18 protein-coding genes, 1 tRNA gene and 3 pseudogenes are annotated in these 20873 nt (G+C 66.7%); 3 read left to right on the top strand and 19 right to left on the bottom strand.

The window, feature by feature from the left end:
• Positions 1-12: 12 nt before the first annotated feature.
• From OJJOAM_RS02740 to OJJOAM_RS02795, 12 genes and pseudogenes are all read right to left on the bottom strand, one after another.
• Positions 13-456: a MerR family transcriptional regulator gene (locus tag OJJOAM_RS02740; protein WP_422648796.1), complete on the bottom strand. Its 444-nt coding sequence runs from the start codon at positions 454-456 to the stop codon at positions 13-15.
• A 158-nt stretch (positions 457-614) separates the two neighbouring features.
• Positions 615-1034, bottom strand: a complete 420-nt coding sequence (locus tag OJJOAM_RS02745; protein ID WP_422648797.1) for an integration host factor subunit alpha — start codon at positions 1032-1034, stop codon at positions 615-617.
• A 61-nt stretch (positions 1035-1095) separates the two neighbouring features.
• Positions 1096-3544 (bottom strand): annotated as a pseudogene (gene pheT / locus OJJOAM_RS02750) (phenylalanine--tRNA ligase subunit beta).
• 122 nt (positions 3545-3666) lie between these two features.
• A complete protein-coding gene (gene pheS, locus OJJOAM_RS02755) occupies positions 3667-4704 on the bottom strand; it encodes a phenylalanine--tRNA ligase subunit alpha (RefSeq protein ID WP_190286290.1) in 1038 nt (345 codons plus the stop codon).
• Between the two features lie 176 nt (positions 4705-4880).
• The gene (gene rplT, locus OJJOAM_RS02760) at positions 4881-5237 is read right to left on the bottom strand and encodes a 50S ribosomal protein L20 (RefSeq protein WP_006575465.1); all 357 of its coding nucleotides are present in this window, start codon (positions 5235-5237) and stop codon (positions 4881-4883) included.
• A 28-nt stretch (positions 5238-5265) separates the two neighbouring features.
• Positions 5266-5463 carry a 50S ribosomal protein L35 gene (rpmI, locus tag OJJOAM_RS02765; protein ID WP_006575466.1) on the bottom strand — a complete coding sequence of 66 codons (198 nt, stop codon included), beginning with the start codon at positions 5461-5463 and terminating at the stop codon, positions 5266-5268.
• Positions 5464-5625: 162 nt separating this feature from the next.
• Complete coding sequence (infC, locus tag OJJOAM_RS02770; protein WP_149319229.1) at positions 5626-6147, bottom strand: translation initiation factor IF-3; 522 nt, start codon at positions 6145-6147, stop codon at positions 5626-5628.
• Positions 6148-6188: 41 nt separating this feature from the next.
• A complete protein-coding gene (gene thrS / locus OJJOAM_RS02775; RefSeq protein WP_422648798.1) occupies positions 6189-8096 on the bottom strand; it encodes a threonine--tRNA ligase in 1908 nt (635 codons plus the stop codon).
• Between the two features lie 327 nt (positions 8097-8423).
• Positions 8424-8500: transfer RNA gene (locus OJJOAM_RS02780), tRNA-Val, on the bottom strand.
• Positions 8501-8521: 21 nt separating this feature from the next.
• Positions 8522-10750 carry a RelA/SpoT family protein gene (locus OJJOAM_RS02785; protein ID WP_422648799.1) on the bottom strand — a complete coding sequence of 743 codons (2229 nt, stop codon included), beginning with the start codon at positions 10748-10750 and terminating at the stop codon, positions 8522-8524.
• 87 nt (positions 10751-10837) lie between these two features.
• Complete coding sequence (locus OJJOAM_RS02790) at positions 10838-11200, bottom strand: RidA family protein (RefSeq protein WP_422648800.1); 363 nt, start codon at positions 11198-11200, stop codon at positions 10838-10840.
• A 56-nt stretch (positions 11201-11256) separates the two neighbouring features.
• Positions 11257-12147 (bottom strand): alpha/beta fold hydrolase, encoded by an 891-nt coding sequence (locus tag OJJOAM_RS02795; protein WP_422648801.1) that lies wholly within the window; start codon positions 12145-12147, stop codon positions 11257-11259.
• A 204-nt stretch (positions 12148-12351) separates the two neighbouring features.
• Between OJJOAM_RS02795 and OJJOAM_RS02800 the strand changes: the two genes are divergently transcribed.
• Positions 12352-13128 carry a 3-hydroxybutyrate dehydrogenase gene (locus OJJOAM_RS02800; protein ID WP_149319234.1) on the top strand — a complete coding sequence of 259 codons (777 nt, stop codon included), beginning with the start codon at positions 12352-12354 and terminating at the stop codon, positions 13126-13128.
• Between the two features lie 22 nt (positions 13129-13150).
• Positions 13151-13648, top strand: a pseudogene (locus tag OJJOAM_RS02805) (DUF411 domain-containing protein); the annotation flags it as partial.
• A gap of 221 nt (positions 13649-13869) precedes the next feature.
• On the opposite strand, the gene OJJOAM_RS02810 reads toward OJJOAM_RS02805, so the two are convergent.
• Together OJJOAM_RS02810 and OJJOAM_RS02815 are read right to left on the bottom strand one after the other, a co-directional pair.
• Complete coding sequence (locus OJJOAM_RS02810; RefSeq protein WP_149319238.1) at positions 13870-14508, bottom strand: CoA transferase subunit B; 639 nt, start codon at positions 14506-14508, stop codon at positions 13870-13872.
• Between the two features lie 18 nt (positions 14509-14526).
• Entirely contained in the window at positions 14527-15228 is a 702-nt protein-coding gene (locus OJJOAM_RS02815; RefSeq protein ID WP_149319239.1) for a CoA transferase subunit A, read from the bottom strand.
• A 173-nt stretch (positions 15229-15401) separates the two neighbouring features.
• Here OJJOAM_RS02815 and OJJOAM_RS02820 point away from each other — a divergent pair.
• A pseudogene (locus tag OJJOAM_RS02820) lies at positions 15402-15948 on the top strand (LuxR C-terminal-related transcriptional regulator).
• A gap of 56 nt (positions 15949-16004) precedes the next feature.
• On the opposite strand, the gene OJJOAM_RS02825 reads toward OJJOAM_RS02820, so the two are convergent.
• The 5 genes from OJJOAM_RS02825 to OJJOAM_RS02845 all read right to left on the bottom strand — a co-directional run bounded on the left by OJJOAM_RS02825 (position 16005) and on the right by OJJOAM_RS02845 (position 20764).
• Positions 16005-16418 (bottom strand): acyl-CoA thioesterase, encoded by a 414-nt coding sequence (locus OJJOAM_RS02825; protein ID WP_422648802.1) that lies wholly within the window; start codon positions 16416-16418, stop codon positions 16005-16007.
• A 125-nt stretch (positions 16419-16543) separates the two neighbouring features.
• Positions 16544-17572 (bottom strand): DctP family TRAP transporter solute-binding subunit, encoded by a 1029-nt coding sequence (locus tag OJJOAM_RS02830; protein WP_149319241.1) that lies wholly within the window; start codon positions 17570-17572, stop codon positions 16544-16546.
• 89 nt (positions 17573-17661) lie between these two features.
• Positions 17662-18966 (bottom strand): TRAP transporter large permease, encoded by a 1305-nt coding sequence (locus OJJOAM_RS02835; protein ID WP_422648803.1) that lies wholly within the window; start codon positions 18964-18966, stop codon positions 17662-17664.
• Positions 18963-19568, bottom strand: coding sequence for a TRAP transporter small permease (locus OJJOAM_RS02840; RefSeq protein WP_422648804.1), 606 nt, complete (start codon positions 19566-19568; stop codon positions 18963-18965). Before OJJOAM_RS02840 ends, OJJOAM_RS02835 begins: the two co-directional genes overlap by 4 nt.
• Before the next feature lie 410 nt (positions 19569-19978).
• Positions 19979-20764: an SDR family oxidoreductase gene (locus OJJOAM_RS02845; RefSeq protein ID WP_006578585.1), complete on the bottom strand. Its 786-nt coding sequence runs from the start codon at positions 20762-20764 to the stop codon at positions 19979-19981.
• Between the last annotated feature and the right edge of the window lie 109 nt (positions 20765-20873).

A 20873-nucleotide genomic window follows, 5' to 3' on the forward strand; every position in this document is an offset into this window, starting at 1 on the left:
GGAGCGCATTTTTTACTCCTTGGCGGCGATCTGCTTCAGTTGGGCGAGCACGTGCTGGACCTCGATCAGTTCGCTGCGCAAGGCGGGAACGTCCACGGTCAGTACCGACGCCGAAGGGGCGATGCCCGTGCTCGCGGGAGGCAGCGGCGCGGCTTCTTCCGGCATGGCCGGTTCGGCGTGATGGCGCCCTTCGTCGAGCCGGTTGCGCGCGCCGTTGATGGTGAAGCCCTGCTCGTACAGCAGCTCGCGGATGCGGCGGATCAGCAGCACCTCGTGGTGCTGGTAGTAGCGCCGGTTGCCGCGCCGCTTGACGGGCTTGAGTTGCGTGAATTCCTGTTCCCAATAGCGCAGCACGTGCGGCTTGACGGCGCACAGTTCGCTCACTTCACCGATGGTGAAATAGCGCTTGGCGGGAATGGGCGGCAACGTGATGCGCTCGCTCGATTTATCCGACATGCAGTGGACGGACGGGTTTCAGGCCGGGCCGGCGGTGGTTGGAGTGGGATGGCGCGCCGACTCGGCGCGCAGCAGCAGCATACAGACTGGCCGCGGCAGCGGCAATGGACCGCGCGGGATGGCTATCGACGGTCAGTCAGCCAGGGCGGTAAGTCAGGTCAATCAGTCGCTGGCGCCAGGCCGGCGCGTTCCTCCACCAGGCTCTTGAGCTTCTGGCTGGCGTGGAAGGTCACCACGCGGCGGGCGGTGATCGGGATGATTTCGCCGGTCTTCGGATTGCGGCCGGGGCGTTGCGGCTTGTCGCGCAACTGGAAGTTGCCGAAGCCGGACAGCTTGACGCTGTCGCCCTGCTCCAACGCTTCGCGGATCACGTCGAAGAAGGCTTCGACCATGTCCTTCGATTCACGCTTGTTGAGACCGACCTGGTCGAACAGCATCTCGGCAAGTTCGGCCTTGGTCAGGGTCGGCACCTCGGTGACGCGCGGTTCCGGCGTTTCGTCCGCCTGCGTAGCCGCGTGCCGGTCGCCAGCTTCGCCCAATGCTGCTGCGGTCATCAGAGTCGCGTGTTGGTCGTTCATCTCGTCAGTCTGCCGCCCGGATGCGGGTGCCCGGGCGGCCCATTCAGGGTTCGGGCTGTGGCTAGCCGCGCAGCCGGGCGCCGAAGGCGGCGGTGGCGGCTTCGACCATGCAGCGCACGGCGCTGTCGACGGTCTCGTCCTGGAGGGTCGCCCCAGTATCTTGCAAGGTCAAGCGGAAGGCAAGGCTTTTCTCGTCCGCGCCAATGGCCGCCGAAGCGGCCTTCGGGCGGAATTCGTCGAACAGCGCCAGGCTCTGCAGATAGCGGCCGAAGCCCTGCTTGTCGAGCGCGGCGCGCATCGCATCGGTCAGGTCCTGCACGCGCACGGTCTGCTTGACCACCAGCGCCAGGTCGCGCACGGCGGCGGGGAATTTCGAGATCTCGGTGTAGCCCGGCAGACCGATGTCCCGCACGGCATCCAGGTCCAGTTCGAACAGCACCGGCGCATTGCTCAGCTCATACGCCTTGCAGCCACTGCGGATGCAATTCGCCGATGACGCCGATCGGCTTGCCCTCGAGCAGCACGCTGGCGGCACGGCCCGGATGCAGCGCGGGATGCGAGACCGGCTCGAAGCGGGCCTGGCGCGGATGCAGCAGCGCCTCGACATCGCCCTTGATGTCGAAGAAGTCGACCGGTCGCGTCGGCACGCCCCACTGCTCCTCAAAGGCGGGGCCGTAGGCGATGCCCGCCACGCGCATCGGCTGATCGTAGCCGGCGACGGTCAGGCCGCCATCGGCGGTGCCGGCATTGCGCAGGAACACGCGGCCGACCTCGAACAGGCGCACACGCGCGGCCTTGCGATTGAGGTTGTAGCGGACCTTGTCGAGCAGTCCGCCGATCAGCGTCGAGCGCATCACGGCGAGCTGGCTGGCGATCGGGTTCAGCAGGCGGATCGGATTGTCGTTCGCGGCGAAATCCCGCTCCCACTTCTCCTCGACGAAGGCGAAGTTGATCACCTCCTGATAGTCGCGGGCGGCGACGGCATGGCGAACCGCATGGGTCGAACGGCGCGCCTCGCCGGTCGGACGCATCTCGCTCTCGGCCACCGGCGGCCGCGCCGGAATGCGCTCGAAGCCGTAGATGCGGGCGACTTCCTCGATCAGGTCCTCTTCGATTTCCAGATCGAAGCGATAGCTCGGCGGCGTGACCTCGAACACGGTGCCTTCGGCGCCCTCACCCTGCGTGAACGGCAGGCCCAGGCGCTGGAACACGTCGGCGATCTCGGCGGGGTTCAGCGCGATGCCGAGCACGCGCTCGGCGCGCGCGACGCGCAGCCGCACCGGCGGACGCTGCGGCAGATTGACCGCCTGATCGTCGACCGGGCCGGCCTGGCCCCCGCAGATCTGCAGGATCAGCGCGGTAATGCGCTCGATATGCTCGACGGTGGTCGCATAGTCGACGCCGCGCTCGAAGCGATGCGCGGCATCGGTCGAGAAGTTGTAGCGGCGCGCGCGGCCCTGGATCGCCTGCGGCCACCAGAAGGCAGCCTCCAGGTAGATATTGGTCGTGTCCAGCGTCACGGCGGTGCTGTCGCCGCCCATGATGCCGGCCAGGCTCTCGATTTCCTTGTCGTCGGCGATCACGCCGACGGTCTCGTCGACCTCGACGGTATTGCCGTTCAGCAGCTTCAGCTGCTCGCCCTTGCGGCCCCAGCGCACGTCGAGCCCGCCGTGGATCTTGTCCAGATCGAACACGTGCGAGGGACGGCCCAGCTCGAGCATCACGTAGTTCGAGATGTCGACCAGCGCCGAGATGCTGCGCTGGCCGGCGCGCTCGAGCCGCTGCACCATCCACGCCGGCGTCGCGGCGCGGGCATTGACGCCGCGGATCACGCGGCCGCTGAATCGGCCGCACAGATCCGGCGCGGAAATCTTCACCGGCAGACGGTCGTCGATCGTGACCGCCACCGGCTCCATCGCCGGCAGCGTCAGCGGCGCGCCGGTCAGCGCGGCGACTTCGCGCGCGACCCCGTGGATCGACAGGCAGTCGGCCTTGTTCGGCGTCAGCTTGATCACGAAGACCTGATCGTCGAGGTCCAGGTAGCGGCGGATGTTCTCGCCGACCGGCGCGTCCTCGGGCAGGATCAGCAGCCCTTCATGGTCCTCCGACAGCTTGAGCTCGCGCGCCGAGCACAGCATGCCGTAGCTCTCGACGCCACGCAGCTTGCCGACCTTGATCTCGAACGGCTTGCCGCCCGCTTCTGTCGGCGGCAGCACCGCGCCCACCAGCGCGCACGGCACCAGGATGCCCGGCTTGACGTTGGGCGCGCCGCAGACGATCTGCAGGGTCTCGCCGGTGCCGGCATCGACCTGGCAGACGTTGAGGCGATCGGCGTTCGGATGGCGCTCGGTGGCCAGCACGCGGGCGACCACGATCTTGTCGAACGGCGGCGCGACCGGCCCGACCTCCTCGACTTCCAGCCCGGCCATGGTCAGGCGGTGCGAAAGTGCGTCGGTGGTCAGATTGTCGGGATTGACGAAGGTACGAAGCCAGGATTCCGAGAATTGCATGGCGCTACTGATCCGGTGGGTATGCTGTGGGCGGCGGCATGGCGCCGCCAGGGTTCGACGATGACGCTACGGCCGTTCGGGGAGGCAGGCAAGGCGCGGAAAACACACGCGCCCGATGCCTTTCACGCAAACTGGCGCAGGAAACGCACGTCGCCTTCGAAGAACAGGCGCAGGTCATTGATGCCATAGCGCAGCATCGTCAGCCGCTCCAGCCCCGAGCCGAATGCGAAGCCGATATAGCGCTCGGGGTCCAGTCCCATGTTGCGCATGACGTTCGGGTGCACCTGGCCCGAGCCGGAGATCTCCAGCCAGCGGCCCGCGTTCTTGCCCTCCTCGAACGCCATGTCGATCTCGGCCGACGGCTCGGTGAAGGGGAAGTACGACGGACGGAAGCGCACCTGGATATCGTCGCGCTCGAAGAACTTGCGCAGGAAATCGGTATAGACGCCCTTCAGGTCGGCAAAGCTGACGTTCTCCCCGATCCACAGGCCCTCGACCTGGTTGAACATCGGCGAATGGGTCGCGTCGCTGTCGACGCGATAGGTACGCCCGGGGCAGATCACCTTGATCGGCGGCATCGCCTTGCCCCGGTACTTCTCGACGTGCATGCGCGCATAGCGGACCTGCATCGGGCTGGTATGCGTGCGCAACAGCAGCAGCTTGTCGTCGCTGTCGCGGCCGTCGACGTAGAACGTGTCCTGCATCGAACGCGCCGGGTGATTGTCCGGGTTGTTCAATGCCGTGAAATTCATCCAGTCGGTCTCGATCTCCGGACCGTCGGCAACATCGAAGCCGATCGAGCCGAAGATCTGCTCGACGCGCTCCCAGGTCCGCATGACCGGATGCAGGCTGCCGCGCGCGACCGCGCGTCCGGGCAGCGTGACATCGATCGCCTCGGCCGCCAGCCGGGCGTTCATCAGCGCGTCGGCCAGCGCCTGGCGGCGCGCCTGCAGCGCGGCCTCGACCTGCTGCTTGGCCTGGTTGATGCGGGCGCCCTGCTCCTTGCGGGCTTCCGGGTCCAGTTTGCCGAGGCCCTTGAGCAGCTCGGTCAGCGCGCCGGTCTTGCCGAGAAAGCGCGCTTTCTCGTTTTCCAGCGTGGCGTTGTCGTTGGCGGCGGCGAAGGCGGCCTGCGCGTCGGCGACGATTTGGTCCGGATCCAGTGACATGGCGGTGGTCGGCGATGAATGGTGTATGGCTCCCGGTCCCGCACACGGCAGGACCGGCAAAAAAAACGGGACTCGATTAGGAGCCCCGTTTCGGCGGCCCCTTGGCGGAGGCCGCTTTCGACCTTGCGGTCGGTGCATGCGCCCGGTCGCTTGCGCGACCGGAACCGGCATCAGGCAACGGCGGCTTTCACCTGGTTGACGATGGCGGCAAAGGCAGGCTTGTCGTGAATCGCCATGTCCGACAGCACCTTGCGGTCCAGCTCAATCGAGGCCTTCTTCAGACCGTTCATGAACACGCTGTAGGTCATGCCATGCTCACGCGTCGCCGCGTTGATACGTGCAATCCAGAGGGCGCGGAACACGCGCTTCTTGTTGCGACGATCGCGGTATGCGTACTGGCCAGCACGCATGACCGCCTGCTTGGCGATGCGATAGACATTATTGCGACGGCCGCGGTAACCCTTGGCAGCGTCGATGACTTTCTTGTGGCGGGCCCGTGCGGTGACCCCACGTTTGACTCGAGGCATGAAACTCTCCTTTCGTTTTCGTCAGGGGTTAGGCGTAGGGCATCATCGCGCGAACGGACTTCAGGTTCGTCTCATGGACGTCCTGAGTGCCACGCAGTTGACGCTTGTTCTTGGTGGTCTTCTTCGTCAGGATGTGACGCTTGAAGGCCTGGCCACGCTTGAACGAACCGTTCGGACGCGCAGTAAAGCGCTTGGAAGCGCTTTTCTTGGTCTTCATCTTCGGCATGAAAAACTCCAGCTCTATGACATGCATGCAGGTGGACGGCTGACGCCGACGCTTGCAAGACCCGCATCCACTTGTTTTGCACGGCGCCGCGAGCGGCCCGCGCTGTGTTCGCGCGTCGTCCGGGCGCACAACCGGCGCCCGCACGCCACGCAAAACCCTGGCTTACTTTTTCTTCTTGGGAGCCAGCACCATGACCATCTGGCGGCCTTCCATCTTCGGCATCTGCTCGACCTGGCCGAACTCCTCCAGATCGCTCTTGAGCCGCTCCAGCATGCGCGCGCCGATTTCCTGGTGGGCCATCTCGCGACCACGGAAACGCAACGTGATCTTGGTCTTGTCGCCTTCTTCCAGGAATCGCTTCAGATTGCGCAGCTTGACGTTGTAGTCGCCGTCATCCGTGCCAGGGCGGAATTTGACTTCCTTGACCTGGATGATCTTCTGCTTCAGCTTGGCCTCGTGGGCGCGCTTGGCTTCCTCGTACTTGAACTTGCCGTAGTCCATGATGCGAACCACGGGCGGAGCCGCGTTGGGCGCGATCTCCACCAGATCCAAGTCCTTGTCTTCTGCCAGCCGCAGTGCGTCCATGAATTTGACGATGCCCAGCTGTTCGTTATCAACCCCTACCAGGCGCACTTCGGGCGCGCTGATTTCGCGGTTGATGCGATGACCTTTGTCCGTAGCGATGTTCCGTTACCTCAAGAAGAAAAAAACAAGCCGTGCTCCCATCAGGCTTTGGTGGCGACGTCGTTGTTCAGACGCTCCACGAACGCGGAGACGGGCATCACACCCAGATCCACGTTGCCACGGGCACGCACGGCCACTTGATTGGCATCCCGCTCCTTGTCGCCGACCACGATCAGGTACGGCACCTTCTGCAGCGAGTGCTCGCGGATTTTATACGTAATTTTCTCGTTACGCAAATCCGCCTTGGCCCTAAACCCTTGTTTTTGCAGCAGTTGCACGACGTTTTCCGCATATTCCGCCTGCGAATCTGCAATATTCATCACCACGACCTGATCCGGGGCCAGCCAGGCCGGCAGCGCGCCGGCGTGGTTTTCCAGCAGGATGCCCAGGAAGCGCTCGAACGAGCCCAGGATGGCCCGGTGCAGCATCACCGGCCGCTTGCGCGAGTTGTCCTCGGAGACGAACTCGGCACCCAGGCGCTCGGGCAGTACCAGATCGAGCTGCAGCGTGCCGCACTGCCAGGAGCGGCCGATCGCGTCCTTGATGTGGTACTCGACCTTCGGACCGTAGAAAGCGCCCTCGCCCGGCAGTTCCTCCCACTGCACACCGCAGGCGCGCAGGGCCATGCGCAGCCCTTCCTCGGCGTGATCCCACACCTCGTCGGACCCGGCGCGCTGCTCCGGGCGCAGCGACAGCTTGACGGCCACGTCCTTGAAGCCGAAGTCGTCGTAGACCGAGAACGCCAGGTCGTTGAAGGCCTTGGCCTCGGCGACGATCTGCTCTTCCGTGCAGAAGATATGGGCATCGTCCTGCACGAAGCCGCGCACGCGCATCAGCCCGTGCAGCGCGCCGGACGGCTCGTTGCGGTGGCAGGAGCCGAACTCGGCCAGCCGCAGCGGCAGGTCGCGGTACGAGCGCAGGCCATGGTTGAAGATCTGCACGTGGCCCGGGCAGTTCATCGGCTTGATCGCGTAGTCGCGCTTCTCCGACTCCGTGACGAACATGTTTTCCTTGTAGTTCTGCCAGTGGCCGGACTTCTCCCACAGCGAACGGTCCATCACCTGCGGCGTGCGCACTTCGCTGTAGCCGGCCTCCGTCAGCCGGCCGCGCATGTACTGCTCGACCGCCTGCCAGATCTGCCAGCCCTTCGGATGCCAGAACACCATGCCGGGCGCCTCTTCCTGCAGATGGAACAGGTCCAGCAGCTTGCCCAGCTTGCGATGGTCGCGCTTCTCGGCCTCCTCCAGCATGTGCAGGTAGGCGTCCTGGTCTTCCTTGCGGGCCCAGGCCGTGCCGTAGATCCGCTGCAGCATCTCGTTGTTGGCGTCGCCGCGCCAGTAGGCGCCGGCCACCTTCATCAGCTTGAAGACCTTGAGCTTGCCCGTGGACGGCACGTGCGGGCCGCGGCACAGGTCGACGAACTCGCCCTCGCGATACAGGCCGATTTCCTCGCCGGCGGGAATCGACGCGATGATCTCGGCCTTGTACTTCTCGCCCATCGACTCGAACAACTTGACCGCCTCGTCGCGATCCCACACCTCGCGCGACACCTTCTCGTCCTTCTTCGCCAGCTCGGCCATCTTCTTCTCGATGGCGGCCAGGTCCTCCGGCGTGAAGGGGCGCTTGTAGGCGAAGTCGTAGTAGAAGCCGTTCTCGATCACCGGGCCGATCGTGACCTGCGCGTCGGGATAGAGCGACTTGACCGCGTAGGCCAGCAGGTGGGCCGTGGAGTGGCGAATGACGTCGACGCCCTCCGGATCCTTGTCCGTGACGATGGCCAGCGAGACGTCGCGGTCGATCAGATAGCTGGTATCGACCAGGTTGCCGTCGACCTTGCCGGCCAGCGCGGCCTTGGCCAGGCCGGCGCCGATGCTCTGCGCGACCTGGGCGACCGTGACGGGTTCGGGGAACTCGCGGCGGGAGCCATCCGGCAGCGTGATTGCGATCATCTTGGACCTCTTACAGGGAATCCGCCGGCAAGGATCGTTGCCTCGGACGGATGAATATTTCTCGACTGGCCGCCCCGCACGGGACCGGGCGACCGGCAGCTTATCAGGGTGCTGGCAGGCGACAGGCGAAAAAAACGCGGCCAAGGCCGCGTTTTTCATAATTTCACCCAATCGATCGACCCGATGTTCCGGGCGACCTGGGACGAAGACGCACCTCGACCTACTGTCGCTTGTCAGCGGTAGTAGTTCGCGGTGTCATAACCATGGCGTCTGGATGTCCTTCGGTGAAATGTCTTGGGTACTGCTGTCTTCGGTACTGCAATTCGTTGGTAGGCTCGATTGGACTCGAACCAACGACCCCCACCATGTCAAGGTGGTGCTCTAACCAGCTGAGCTACGAGCCTAGCGAAGCCGCAAGTATAGCATCACTTTCTTTGAGCCTGCAACACCCCGGACACCTCTTCGATCAACCCAAGCGCGCGCTGCAGCTGCGTGGCCTCCGCCACCTCGGCGGTGAACTGCATCCGCGCGACGCCCTTGCTGCTGAGCGTCTTGACCCCGGTGACGTTGATCTTCTCGCGCGACAGCACCTCGGAGATATCGCGCAGCAGCCCCTGGCGGTCGATCGCCTCGACGTGGATCGTGACCGGATAGACCGCGTCGCTCTTCTTGCCCCATTCGGTCTGGATGATGCGCTCGGGCGCGCGCGCCGCCAGCTGCTGGAAGGTGTGGCACTGGCGCCGGTGGATCGACACGCCGCGTCCGCGCGTGACGAAGCCGACGATGTCGTCGGGCGGCGCCGGCTTGCAGCAGCGCGACATCTGCGTCATCAGCGAATCGACGCCGACCACCAGCACGCCGCTCTTGGCGCCGCGCGCGACGCTGGTGGCGCGGCTCTTCTTGGTGACCGCCTCCTCCTCGCTGACCTGCGGCGCGGCCTCGCCTTCCGGATGGCGCAGCGCCTGTTCGACGTGGCGCAGGCTGAACTCCTCCTTGGCCACCGCCGCGTACAGCTCGTCCGGCGTCTTGAAGCCCAGCCGCGTCGCCAGCACGTCCAGGTTGACCGCGGTCTTGCCCTCGCGCTGCAGCGTCTTGTCGATCAGCACGCGGCCCTGCGCGATCGTTTCCTGCGAATCGAGCGCGTTGAACCAGGCGCGCACCTTGGCGCGCGCCCGCGAGCTGGCCAGGTAGCCGAGATCCGCGTTCAGCCAGTCGCGCGACGGCCCGCCCTGCTTGACCGCGACGATCTCGACCGTCTGCCCGTTCTTCAGCGGCGTGTTCAGCGGCACCATCGCGCCGTCGACGCGCGCGCCGCGGCAGCGATGGCCGAGGTCGGTATGCAGGTAGTAGGCGAAGTCGACCGGCGTCGCGCCCTGCGGCAGCGCCACCACGCGCGCCTGCGGCGTCAGCACGTAGATGTGGTCGTCGATCGCCGCGTGCTTGAGCTGCTCCCACGGCGACTCGTCGTGCGCCACCGTGTGGTCGGCATCGTCCTTCCACGCCAGCAGCTGCCGCAGCCAGGCGATCTTCTCGTCGTAGCTTTCGTTGGCGGCGAACTGCCCGCTGTAGCCCTTGCCGCCCGCCTCCTTGTAGCGCCAGTGCGCGGCCACGCCGTACTCGGCGAAGTGGTGCATCTCGTGGGTGCGGATCTGCACCTCGAAGGCGCGCCCGTCGTCGCCGATCACCACCGTGTGCAGCGACTTGTAGCCGTTGGCCTTGGGACGGGAGATGTAGTCGTCGAACTCGCGCGGAATCGGCTGCCAGACGTGATGGACGATGCCGAGCACGGTATAGCAGTCCTTGATGTCGTCGACGATCACGCGGAAGGCGCGCACATCGTACAGATCGGCGAAGTCGAGATCCTTGCCGCGCATCTTCTTCCAGATGCTGTAGATGTGCTTGGGCCGGCCGCTGACCTCGGCGCGGATGCCGGCCGCGGCCAGCTCGCGCTGCAGCCGTTCGATGGCCTGCGAGATATAGCCCTCGCGCTCGATGCGCTTTTCGTCGAGCAGCCGCGCGATGCGCTTGTAGGTGTCCGGCTGTTCGAAGCGGAAGGCCAGGTCCTCCAGCTCCCACTTCATCTGCCAGATGCCGAGCCGGTTGGCCAGCGGCGCGTAGATGTCCAGCGTTTCGCGCGCCACGCCGGGCAGCGGCGCGTTCTTGGTCTGCGCGAGCCAGCGCAGCGTCTGCAGCCGCGAGGCCAGGCGCACCAGCACCACGCGGATGTCCTGCGCGAAGGCCAGCAGCATCTTGCGCAGCGCCTCGACCTGCTCGTGGCGCGCCTGCGCCTCGTTGCGCGAGGACGGCGCTTCGACGGTGTCGCCGCGATTGACGGCGATCGCGCCGATGCGCAGCAGCTGGCGCACGTCCTTGACCAGGCGCGCGACCTCGTCGCCGAAGCGCTCCGCGATCTCGCCCTCGGTTTCCGGCACGAAGGCCGCCACCGGGAACAGGCAGGCCGCGGCGCGCGCGGCGTCGTCGATGCGCAGGCCGTCGAGGATGCGCAGCATCCCCTCGGCATGCGACAACACGCTCTCGCCGGTGGGCAGCGCCACCGCCTCGCCATGCTCGCGCGCATACGCCAGCGCCTGCTCGACCAGGCCCGCGTCCGGCGTGCCGGCGATCTGCCCGGTCGCGTCGGTGGACGTCACCATGTCACCACTTCCCCTGCTGCCCCTGCCACGCCATTCCAATCCATGCGCAAATCGATGCGCCAATCAATACGCCTTGCCGCCCGACGCTCAATTGAGCGCCGCGGTGACCACCACCTCGATCCGATACTTCGGATTGGCCAGCTTGGCCTCGACCGTCGCGCGCGGCGGCGTATTGCCCTGCGGCACCCATTCGTCCCAGACCTCGTTCATCGCGCCGATATCGGCGATATCGGTCAGGAAGATCTGGCACGACAGGATGCGCGTCTTGTCGCTGCCGGCCTCGGCCAGCAGCCGGTCGATATGGCCGAGCACCTCGCGGGTCTGGCCGCGGATATCGGCATCTGGATCGACCTCGGGCACCTGGCCGGCCAGATAGACCACGCCGTTGTAGACGGCATATTCGGAAAGACGTTTGCCCACATGGGCGCGTTTCAATGCGGTCGTGCTCATCGTTCGTTGTATGGATGCAGCCTGCGCTGCTCTGGGTTATTGGCGCGGCGCGGGAATCAGGCCCCGGCCGTGCCGACAAAAAATTCGCGCGCAATCGCGATCTGCGCCGGATCGACGAAGGTCGGCGCATGGCCCACGTCCGGCACCTCGACCGAACGCACCTGCTTGCCGCGCGCCACCATCTCCGCGACGGTCTCGCGCGTCAGCAGGTCCGACTGCGCACCGCGCACCACCAGCACCGGCACCGCGATCGACTCGAACATGCGCCACATCGCGGCCTCGCCGGCCGCGGCCATCTCGGGCGTGGTCTCGCGGAACGGCACCGCCAGCGCCGGATCGTAGTGCAGGCCCCACTCCAGGCCCTCCGTGCCCTGCACCGGCTTCAGGATCGCGCCATTCAATTCGCGCCACTGCTCCGGCGTATGGCGGCCGAACGAGGCGCTGATGGTCTGCAGATACGCCAGGCCTTCCTCGAAGGTCTTGAAGCGGACCGGCAGCCCCAGGTAGGAACCGATCCGCTCCAGCGCCGAGGCGGCGATGCGCGGGCCGACGTCGTTCAGCAGCAGCTTGCGCACCGGGCTCTTCGGCAGCGCGGCCAGGCCCATGCCGATCAGTCCGCCCATCGAGGTGCCGAACCAGTCCACCTGCTCGACGTTCAGGCGCGCGATCAGCGTCACCATGTCGGAGACGTACTGCGGCACGATGTAGCGGCGCGGATCGGCAAGCCAGTCGGAACGGCCGCGGCCGGCCACATCCGGGCAGACCACGCGATATTCGCCGCTGAACGCGCGCGCGATCTCGTCGAAATCGCGGCCGGTGCGGGTCAGGCCGTGCACGCACATCAGCACGCGCGGATTGGTAGGGTCGCCCCACTCGTGGTACGCCATGCGGTGCAGGCCAGCGGGGCTGATGCACTGCACGAAGCCGAGGCGCGGACTGGCTGACATCTTGACTCCCTGCGCGAGAAACGCGAATAAGGCGCGGCAATGGCGCTCAACGAAAACCGCGACACGTGAGCGTCGCGCATGACACCGCGAGGCGGCGCCGGCTGGGCAAAGCCCGATTGTACGCCAGCGCTACAATGCGACAGCAACGACGACCGTGCCGCGGCGGCACGGCGCATTGCACCCCATTTCTCCACGGAGGCTCATATGCTGAAGGGCAAGACGGCGCTGGTGACCGGTTCGACCAGCGGAATCGGTCTGGGCATCGCCCAGGCGCTGGCCGCGCAGGGCGCGCATCTGATCGTCAACGGATTCGGCGATGCCGACGGCGCCCGGCGCCAGATCGAGCAGGCCGGCAGCGGCATCCGGGTGGGCTATCACGGCGCGGACATGAGCAAGGCCGACGAGATCGAGGACATGATGCGCTATGCCGACAGCGAGTTCGGCGGCGTCGATATCCTGGTCAATAACGCCGGCATCCAGCATGTGGCCAACATCGAGGACTTCCCGATCGAGCGCTGGGACGCGATCATCGCCATCAACCTGACCTCGGCCTTCCACACCACGCGGCTCGCGCTGCCCGGCATGAAGCGCAAGGACTGGGGTCGCGTGATCAACGTCGCCTCGACCCACGGGCTGGTCGCCTCGGCGCAGAAGTCGGCCTATGTCGCCGCCAAGCACGGCATCGTCGGGCTGACCAAGGTCACCGCGCTCGAGACCGCGCAGACCGGCGTCACCGCCAACGCGATCTGCCCGGGCTGGGTGCTGACGCCGCTGGTGCAGAAGCAGGTGGAAGCGCGCGCCGAGCGCGAGGGCATTCCCGTCGAGCAGGCCAAGCGCGAGCTGGTGCTGGAGAAGCAGCCCTCGGGGCAGTTCGTCACGCCCGACGAGCTGGGCGCGCTGGCGGTCTTCCTGGCAAGCGATGCCGCGCGCCAGGTGCGCGGCGCGATCTGGAACATGGATGGAGGCTGGGTCGCGCAGTGATGGCGCGCCCCACGGACAAGCGATGAAGCGAAGAGACGTACTGAAAGGCCTGCTCGGCGGCGCCGCGCTGTCGGCCGGCCTGGCGCCGCTGGCCCGGGCCGCCACGCCCGCCGCGCCCCCCACGAAAGCGGCAGCGGCGAAGAACCCGATCGAGGTCTACAAGAGCCCGCTGTGCGGTTGCTGCGATGGCTGGGTCGCGCATCTGCGCGAGCATGGCTTCGCGGTCAAGGTGCACGACGTCGAGGACACCGGCGTGCACCGCGCCCGCCTCGGCATGCCGGAGCGCTTCGGCTCCTGCCACACCGGTATGGTCGAAGGCTATGCGATAGAGGGCCATGTGCCCGCCGAGCAGATCCGCAAGCTGCTGGCGGCCCACCCCAGGGCCGTCGGCCTCGCGGTGCCCGGCATGCCGATCGGCTCGCCGGGCATGGAACAGGGACCGCGCGTCGATCCCTACTCGGTGCTGCTGGTGCGCGCCGATGGCGCCGCGTCGGTGTTCGCGCGCTATCCGGCGCGGGCGGCGGCGCACCCGCACCCGCACCCGCACCCGCACCCGCACCCGCACCCGCACCCGCACCCGCACTCGCACCCGCACTCCCACTCGCACCAATAGGCAATAGCCGCCGATCCCCTGCCGCTTCCTGCCCCATTTCATCGGCGGCAAGGATGCGCACAAGAAAAAGCCCCCGCCTTTCTTCAAGGCGGGGGCTTGTCTTCCTGCCGCGGCGCGCGGCGCCTGCCTTACAGCAGCGGCACGCCGGTCTTGCTCTGGATTTCCTCGCGGCTGACGCCCGGTGCGGTCTCGACCAGCTTCAGCCCTTCCGGCGTGACGTCCATCACGCCGAGGTCGGTGATGATGCGATCGACCACGCCCACGCCCGTCAGCGGCAGCGTGCAAGCCTCCAGGATCTTCAGGTCCTCGCTGCCGTCCTTCTTCTTGGCGGTATGTTCCATCAGCACCACCACGCGGCCGACGCCGGCCACCAGGTCCATCGCGCCGCCCATGCCCTTGACCATCTTGCCAGGGATCATCCAGTTGGCCAGGTCGCCCTTCTGGCTGACCTGCATCGCGCCGAGGATGGCCAGGTTGATATGGCCGCCGCGGATCATCGCGAACGAGTCCGCCGACGAGAAGATCGACGAGCCCGGCAGCGTGGTCACGGTCTGCTTGCCGGCATTGATCATGTCGGCGTCGACCTCTTCCTCGGTCGGGAACGGGCCGATGCCCAGCAGTCCGTTCTCGGACTGCAGCCAGACCTCGACGCCCGGCGGCACATGGTTGGCCACCAGCGTCGGCAGGCCGATGCCCAGGTTCACATAGAAGCCGTCCTGCAGCTCGCGCGCGGCGCGCGCCGCCATTTCATCACGTGTCCATGCCATGATCTGTCTCCTTGATCGTCAGGCCGCGGCACGCACGGTGCGCTGCTCGATGCGTTTCTCGGGATGGGCGTTCAGCACGAGGCGCTGCACGAAGATGCCCGGGGTGTGGATCTCGTCCGGATCGAGTTCGCCGATCTCGACGATCTGCTCGACCTCGGCGACGGTGACCTTGCCCGCCATCGCGCACATCGGGTTGAAGTTGCGCGCGGTGCGGCGGTAGATCAGGTTGCCGGCCTTGTCGGCCTTGTAGGCCTTGACCAGCGCGACATCGGCGGTCAGGGAGCGCTCCATCACGTATTGCTCGCCGTCGAATTCGCGGATCTCCTTGCCCTCGGCCACGATGGTGCCGACGCCGGTTTTGGTGAAGAACGCCGGGATGCCGGCGCCGCCGGCGCGCAGCTTCTCGGCCAGCGTGCCCTGCGGCGTGAATTCGAGCTCGAGTTCGCCGGCCAGGTACTGGCGCTCGAACTCCTTGTTCTCGCCGACATAGGACGAGATCATCTTGCGGATCTGCCGCGTGGCCAGCAGCAGGCCCAGGCCGAAGCCGTCGACGCCGGCATTGTTCGAGATGCAGGTCAGCCCTTTCGCGCCGCTGTCGCGCAACGCCGCGATCAGGGCTTCCGGGATGCCGCACAGGCCGAAGCCGCCGACCGCGATGGTCTGTCCATCGCGGACCACGCCGGCAAGCGCCTCGGCGGCGCTGGCGTAGACCTTGTTCATATCGTCTCTCCTTCCTCGATGATGTTCCCGGACGAGGCGGCGACGCCGCTCGCGGGTAACGTTACAATCGCTACGGCCGCGCCGGGCGGGACCCGCGCGCCGGCCGTCGACAGCGCTCCAAAGGATACGCAAGCCCCGCAGCGGACGCCAGTACGTAGAAATACATAAGGACAATGCCTGCCATCGACTATCAGACCGCCTTCCAGCTGGCGCCGGTCGGCCTCGTGCTCTCGCGCGAGCGCAGGATCGAGGACTGCAACGACGAGGTCTGCCGCATCTTCGGCACGACCCGGGAGGCGCTGATCGGCCAGTCGTTCCAGGTACTGTACCCGACCGCCGACGAGTTCGAGCGTACCGGCGCGCGCATCGTGCCGATCATGAACGCGCGCGGGCTCTATTCCGACGAACGGATCATGAAGCGGGCCAACGGGGGAATTGTTCTGGTGCCACGTCACCGGCCGCGCGCTGGACCGGCAGCAGCCGCTGGGAGCCGGCATCTGGAGCTTCGAGGACCTGTCGCAGAAGCGCCCGGTGACCGCGCAGCTGACCGCGCGCGAGCGCGATATCGCGGCCCAGCTGGTCGAGGGCAAGACCAGCAAGCAGATCGGCAAGTCGCTATCGATCAGCCCGCGCACCGTCGATATCTACCGGGCGCGGCTGATGAAGAAATACGGCGCGCATACGGCGGTGGACCTGGTGCAGCGGCTGGTCAATCATTGAGGTTGCTCCCCTCTCCCACAAGCGGGATCGGAGAACCCCCCCCGTAGCCGGGTCCCTCAGCTCTCCAGCAGCGTCCGGATCGCCGCCGGCAGCGGCACCGATTTCTCCGCCTCGTAATCGCACCAGACCACCTTGGCGCCGCCATCGGCGAACACGGTGTCGGCGTTGGTGTCGTCGTCATCGCAGCGGCGGATCTCCGTGCGCGTCTCGAAGCTGCTGCGGCCCAGCTCGCCGGCGTAGACGCGGCATTCGATGTCGCCCGGATAGCGCAGCTGGCGCCGGAAGTTCATATGGGCGTTGACGATCACCGGCCCCTGCCCGTTCTCGTCGCGCCCGTTGCAGCCCAGCGACTCGAACCACGAGATGCGCGCCTGCTCCAGGTAGCGGAAATAGACGGTGTTGTTGACGTGGCCCATCGCGTCCATGTCGCCCCAGCGGATCGGCATGCGCAGCGTGAAGACGTGTTTCATCGCGTGTGGTTCGGGGTTGCCGGTGGTTCGGGATTGTGGATCGGGAGTGTGGATCAGGGTTGCCGTGTCGCCCACGGCAGCCTGGCGTTCCCGCGCGCGGGGCGCGGGAACGGCTCACGCCCGGATCAGCGCTTGGCGATGGCGGCCTCGGCCTTGCCGACCAGATCGGCGCCGATCTGCTTCTTCCACTTGTCGTAGACCTTGGCCGTCGCCTTGCGGAAGGCGTCATGCTCGGCGGGGCTCAGGTGCGTGACCTTGACGCCGTGCGCCTCCATCTCCTTCCAGGCCGGCGCGCCCGGCTCGGCCAGGCCCTTGCGGGCCAGCGCCACTTCCTGCTTGCCGGCATCGATCGCGGCCTGCCGAACGATCTCGCGATCGGCAGGCGTCCAGCTTTCCCAGATCTGCTTGTTGACCACGAAGATCAGCGGATCGGCGACATAGCCCCAGGTCGTCACGAACTTCTGGCCGACCGTGTACAGCTTGGCGGCGGCGAACACGGACTGCGGATTCTCCTGGCCATCGACCGCGCCCGAGGCCATCGCCGGCTGCGCGTCGGCCCAGCTCATCTGGGTCGGATTGGCGCCCAGCGCGTTGAACGTGTCGATATACAGCGGCGAGCCGACGACCCGCAGCTTCAGGCCCTTCAGGTCCTCGGGCTTGCGGATCTCGCGCTTGGAGTTCGACACCTCGCGGAAGCCGTTCTCGCCCCAGGCCAGCGGCACCACGCCGGCCTTCTCCAGCGTGGCGAACAGCTGCTTGCCGACCTCGCCCTGCGTCAGCGCGTCGAGCGCCTTGTAGTCGGGCATCAGGAACGGCAGCGAGAACAGGTTCAGCTCGCGCACCTGCGGCGACCAGTTGATGGTCGAGCCGATCGCCATGTCGATCACGCCCTGGCGGATCGCCGAGAATTCGCGGGTCTGGTCGCCGGCCACCAGCGAGGTGCCCGGGTAGAGCTTGATATTGATGCGGCCGTTGGTGCGCTGGCGGACCAGGTCGGCCCAGATCTCGCCGCCCTTGCCCCACGGGAAGGCCGGGCCGAGCACCAGCGACATCTTGTATTCGGACTTGTAGGTCTGCGCCATCGCACCGGCGGGTGCGAGCGCGGCGGCGGCGATGGTGGCGGCCATCGACAGCATCAGGACACGGCGTTTCATGAGTCAGTTCTCCTCTCGGGAATCGTTATTTGGACTGAATGGACTGAAGATCAAGCAGAAATACGGGGGCCGGCAGCGAACCTCGATACTCAATAGCCCAGCTTCGCCGGCAGCCACGTCGCCAGCGGCGGGAACGCCAGCACCAGCAGCATCGCGCCGAACATCGCCAGCAGCATCCACACCACCCAGGGCACGGTCTCCTCCATGCGCACGCGGGCGATCCGGCAAGATACCATCAGGTTCACCGCCAGCGGCGGCGTGAACTGGCCCAGCGCGACCTTCAGCGTCAGCACCACGCCGAACCACACCGGGTCCCACTGGAAGGCATTGGCGATCGGCAGCAGCAGCGGCACGAAGATCAGGAAGATCGAGATGCCGTCAAGGAACATGCCGACCGTGATCAGCAGCAGCACGATCAGCGCCAGCACGCCGTATTCGCCGACGCCCGAATTGGCGATCGCCTGCGCGAGCGGATCGATCACGCCCAGCGTCGACAGCGCGTAGGCGAAGATGCCGGCCAGCGCCACCACCAGCAGGATCACCGACGAGGTTTCCGCGGCCTCGCGGAAGATCACGTACAGGTCGCGCAGGCCGATCGAACGGTAGACCACCATGCCGACGAACAGGCCGTAGACCACCGCCACCACCGCGGCTTCGGTCGGCGTGAACCAGCCCGCGCGCATGCCGCCCAGGATCAGCACCGGCGCGAACAGGCCCCAAGCCGCCTCGCGCAGGCTGCGCCAGAACGGCGGCCGCGGCAGCGAGGCCTCCGCCGCGCCCATCCTGTGCTTGCGCGCCAGCCAGACCGCCGGCACGATCAGCGCGATGCCGGCGAGCACGCCGGGAATCATGCCCGCGGCGAACAGCGCCGGCACCGAGGCGCCGGGCACCAGCACGCTGTAGACGATGAAGGCGACCGATGGCGGAATCAGGATGTCGGTGGCCGCGGCCGCGCCCACCACGGCCGCGCTGAACGAGCCCGGATAGCCGGCGCGCGACATCGCGGCGATCATCACGCCGCCGACCGCGGCCGCGTTGGCCGGGCCCGAGCCGGAGATGCCGCCGAGAAACATCGCCACCAGGATCGCCACCAGCGGCAGCATGCCGGGCCCGCGTCCGACCACGGCGATCGCCAGCGTGACCAGCCGCTGCGCGACGCCGGAGCGGTCGAAGATCGAGCCGACCAGCACGAACATCGGAATCGCCAGCAACGGGTACTTGGCCAGGCCCGCGTAGAAGTTCTGCGGCACCGCCAGCAGGCCGAACATCTGCGTGTCGAGATTGGACAGCCCGATCGCCGCCAGGCCGCCGAGGCCGAGCGCGACGCCGATCGGCACGCCGAGCAGCATCAGCACGATGAAGACGGCAAACAGCACGATGGCGATCAGCGTCATGGCTGGCGCTCCCCGCCGTCCTGCACGCGCTGCGCATGCAGGGCCTTCAGCGCGCGCAGGTTGCGGCCGGCCAGCGCCAGCGCACGCAGCGCGATGCAGGCCGACAGCAGCGGCAGCCAGACCGAGTACCACCAGCTGGGCACGCCGATGCCCGGCGAAGTCTCGCCGTAGGTGTATTCGTCCCAGGTGATACGCGCGCCGAGCACCGCCAGCGCGACGAACATGATGGCGACGGCGACCGCCGACACCACTGCCAGCCGGCGCTGGCGTGCCGCGCTGCCGCGCTCGAAGAAGAATTCGATGCGGATATGCCGGTCGCGCGCGACCGCGGCGCTGCCGCCGACCAGCGCCAGCACGATCATCAGGAAGACCGAGAATTCCTCGGTCCAGGCGAACGATTCATCGGTCAGATAGCGCACCGCGACGTTGGCGAAGGTGATGACCACCAGCAGCATCATCACGACGATGCCGATCCAGTCTTCGATGCGGGGGCTGATGCGGAATTCGGCATCCGCTGCCTGGTCCACGGGTTCGGTGATCAAGGCCGAATCGACCGCGTGCTGTGGCGCGGCGTCGCGCCGCGCCTGCTCTTGCTGCTCCATCTCCCCGGCCTCCGGTCCGGTCTGCCGGGCCTGCAGGACCGCGGCAGCTGCTGCATGACGCCTTGGCGGCGTACTTTTGTGAATGCCTTGTCGTCGCCGACGCTGTCGCTGGCGTTCCCTCGTGCACGGGGCGTGGTCCCAGCGATCGGGCGCAGCTAATTAAAGGCTTATGGAATCGGCACCAGCGAATTATGCCCACACTGGCGATGGGCGGACACCTCCAATACCCTAGGGGATTGGCAGCGGCATGCAGGTGGCCAGGCGTCGGCCGTGGCGCCCGAGGGGGACCGGATAAGCCCCGGGCTGAAGGGCCCGCCCCGCTTCTGGCGGGAGTCGGGCACAGGCGAACGCCGGTGGGCGCGCTCGCCGACTCGTGGATGATTCGATATCGGCGGCGCGCGCGGCTGGCTTTATACCATACCGTCGTCGGCGGTGATCACGGCGCCGTTGATGAACTGCGACTGGTCCGAGGCCAGCAGCAGCAACAGGCCGTCGAGGTCTTCCGGCTTGCCCAGACGCTTGCGCGGCAGCAGCTGGATCAGCTTCTGGCCGGCATCGGTGTCCCAATGATGGTGATTGATGTCGGTGTCGATATAGCCCGGGCAGATCGCATTGACGTTGATGCCGTAGCGCGCCCACTCGAGCGCCATCGCCTTGGTCATATGGACCACCGCGGCCTTGCTCATGCAGTAGACGCCGATCTGCGACAGCACCTTCAGCCCCGCCACCGAGGCGATATTGATGATGCGCGACTGCGGCAGCGGCGTGCCGTTGCGCTCGGCGCCCTTGGACCGCGCGATCATCCGCTTGGCCACTTCCTGCGCCACGAAGAAGGCGCCGCGGGTGTTGGTGTCGAAGACGAAGTCGAAGTCCTCGGCGGTGACATCGGTCAGCCGCTGCGTGGTCGACACGCCCGAGTTGTTGACGACGATGTCGATCGCCCCCGCCTCGGTCTCGGCATGCGCCACCGCGGCGCGAATGCTGTCGGGGTCGGTCACGTCGAGCCGCACCACATGCGCGCTGCCGCCGTCGGCTTCGATCGCCGCGCGCAGTTCCTTGAGCCGTTCGGCGCGGCGCGAGGCCAGCACCACCTTGGCGCCGGCGGCCGACAGGACCTGCGCGAAGCGCATGCCCAGTCCGCTCGACGCACCGGTCACCATCGCGACCTTCCCTTCGAGATTGATCGACAAACCCATATGGACCTCTGCAGTGGAACGCGCCGCGGCTGGCGCCGGCATGCGCGTTCGATGGCCGCCCCGTTGCGTGGGAAACGGAGGCAGTATATTAAAAAACGAACGATCGTTC

Origin of the sequence: Cupriavidus sp. H18C1 (assembly GCF_049311595.1) — a bacterium.
GTDB classification, from domain to species: domain Bacteria; phylum Pseudomonadota; class Gammaproteobacteria; order Burkholderiales; family Burkholderiaceae; genus Cupriavidus; species Cupriavidus cauae.